Source organism: Burkholderia sp. BCC1638, from assembly GCF_902833195.1.
Taxonomy (GTDB): domain Bacteria; phylum Pseudomonadota; class Gammaproteobacteria; order Burkholderiales; family Burkholderiaceae; genus Burkholderia; species Burkholderia diffusa.
In genome coordinates this window covers 1-2,634 of the sequence record NZ_CADFEC010000071.1, presented here as the reverse complement: position 1 = coordinate 2,634, position 2,634 = coordinate 1, and the positions used below count along the sequence as shown (strand labels likewise).

The window sequence follows — 2,634 nt, the reverse complement described above, 5'->3', positions numbered from 1 at the left end:
TGTTTACGCCGACCGGAAATTGAGCCACTTGTAGGGATCGCGCCGACTGAAAACTGAGCCGGGCAATCAACCTATCCTGCTAGTTTTTCAGGCAGGGTGTTTGGGGATGATCCCGATGACCATGATTGGCAAGGTGCGGCGGATGTTCCACCGCCAGAACAAGTCGGTACGCGAGATATCGCGTCTCACAAGCCTGTCGCGCAACACGATTAGCAAATACCTGAACATGGATGTTCAGGAAGAACCGAAGTATCAACGGCGCGCGCAATCGACGACCCGGCTGGCGCCGTTTCACGACGTACTGGTGCAGGCGCTCAGCGTCGACGCACGACGGCCGAAGAAAGAACGGCGCACCGCCTGGATGCTGTTCCAGGAGATCAAGGCGGCCGGCTACGATGGCTGCTACTCGAGGGTGACCGACTTCATCCGGGCCTGGCGGCAACGCGAAGGCCAGGCGGTTTCGAAGTCGGCGTTTGTGCCGTTGCGATTCGAGCTGGGCGAAGCGTTCCAGTTTGACTGGTCCGAGGAAGGACTGGTTGTCGGCGGCATTTACCGCAAGCTGCAGGTGTCGCACATGAAGCTGTGTGCGTCGCGGGCGTTCTGGCTCGTCGCCTACCCGAGCCAGGGCCACGAGATGCTGTTTGACGCCCATACTCGCTCGTTCACGGCCTTCGGCGGGGTGGCCCGCCGTGGCGTCTATGACAATATGAAGACGGCGGTCGACAAGGTCCACAAAGGCAAGGGCCGCACTGTCAACTCGCGCTTTGCAGTGATGTGCGCGCACTACCTGTTTGACGCGGACTTCTGCAACGTGGCCAGCGGCTGGGAGAAAGGCGTCGTCGAGAAGAACGTGCAGGACAGCCGCCGGCGCATCTGGATTGAAGCGCGCGAGCAGCGATTCGGCAGTTTCGCCGATCTGAATGCGTGGCTGGCGAGTCGGTGCCGGTCGCTGTGGGAACAGGTGAAGCATCCTGACTATCGGGACCTGAGCGTTGCCGACGTATTCGAGCAGGAGCGCGCCCATCTGATGCCAATGCCGACACCGTTTGACGGTTACGTTGAGCGCGCGGCCCGGGTGTCGTCGACGTGCCTGGTGGTGGTCGGCCGCAACCGCTACTCGGTGCCATGCGAATTTGCAGGCCAGATGCTCAGCACGCGGCTCTATCCGGGCCGCGTCGTTGTGGTGGGTGATGACGCCGTGGTGGCCGAACACGAACGGCTGGCTGACGAAGGTCTGGTGCGCTACGACTGGCAGCACTACATTCCGCTGATCCAGCGCAAGCCCGGCGCACTGCGCAACGGCGCGCCGTTTCTGGATATGCCCGAGCCGCTGCAACGCCTGCGCCGCGCGCTGCTGCGCGAAACGGGCGGCGAGCGCGTGATGGCGAAAGTTCTGGCGCTGGTGCCGGAAAGCGGTCTGGGCACCGTGCTGATTGCGGTCGAGCTGGCACTTGAACAGGCGCCGCCCTCCGGGCGCGTCAGCGTCGAGCATGTGGTGAACGTGCTGTCGCGCATGCGCGGTGTGAAGATGCCACCGAAGATCGACACGGCGCTACAACTGACGACACCGCCGCTGGCCGACACATCGCGCTACGATGGCCTGCGCCCGGCACTGCAACAGCCGGAGGCCGGTCATGCGTGATCTGATCATCGAACTCAAACAGCTGCGGTTGCACGGCATGGCAGCCGGCTGGGGCGAGTTGCTCGAACAGGGTAACGTCGAGGTGGCGTCTTCGCAGTGGCTGCTCGAACGGCTGCTGCAGGCCGAGAGTGCGGATCGGGCCGTGCGTTCGGTCAGCCACCAGATGAACGCGGCGAAGTTCCCGGTGCATCGGGACATCGCCGGCTTCGACTTCGAGGGCTCACCGGTTGATCGCCAGCTCGTCATGCAACTGGCCAGCATGACGTTCACCGAAGGCGCACAGAACCTGGTTCTGGTCGGTGGCCCGGGCTCGGGCAAAACGCATCTGGCAACCGCCATCGGCGTGTCCGGAATCATGCATCACGGCAAGCGAGTGCGCTTCTACTCGACAGTGGATCTGGCCAACGCACTGGAACAGGAAAAGGCGCAGGGCCGTGCTGGACGGATCGCGGCGAGTCTGCTCCGCCTTGACCTGGTCATCCTGGACGAACTCGGATATCTGCCGTTCAGCCAGGCCGGCGGGGCGTTGCTGTTCCATCTGCTGAGCCGCCTGTACGAACACACGAGCGTTGCCATCACAACGAATCTGGACTTCGCCGAATGGTCCAGTGTGTTCGGCGACGCGAAGATGACCACGGCGTTGCTGGACCGGCTGACGCACCACTGCCACATCGTGGAGACCGGCAACGAAAGCTATCGATTCCGGCACAGCAGCGCCAGTGCAAAGAAACGCATCCGTACACGTGAAGCGGCGCGCAGAGGCGACAGCGCGAGCGCTGCCGAGTCAGCCTGACGTTGTTTGCCAGCGCAGGGGAATCTGCTGCGGGCTATGCCCTTCGCAGATTCCCCTGGGCAACGCACCCTCATACGCAGGAGGACAACGACCCCGGAAACCCATACACTTATCCACAACCGGTCCTGCTATAGACCGGTCTCCACCCCGGCTCAAAATCCAATCGGCCCGGTGGCTCAAAATTCCGTCGGCGCGGACA

The 2,634-nt window shown here is 62.9% G+C and carries 2 protein-coding genes; both read left to right on the top strand.

The genetic code is table 11. From position 1 onward, the window contains the following. Positions 1 to 115: 115 nt before the first annotated feature. Positions 116 to 1,642: an IS21 family transposase gene (gene istA, locus HWX22_RS31190; protein WP_175916987.1), complete on the top strand. Its 1,527-nt coding sequence runs from the start codon at positions 116 to 118 to the stop codon at positions 1,640 to 1,642. Then, positions 1,635 to 2,435, top strand: coding sequence for an IS21-like element helper ATPase IstB (gene istB / locus HWX22_RS31185; RefSeq protein WP_060092814.1), 801 nt, complete (start codon positions 1,635 to 1,637; stop codon positions 2,433 to 2,435). The genes istA and istB overlap by 8 nt, the downstream gene beginning before the upstream one ends. Positions 2,436 to 2,634 lie beyond the last annotated feature (199 nt).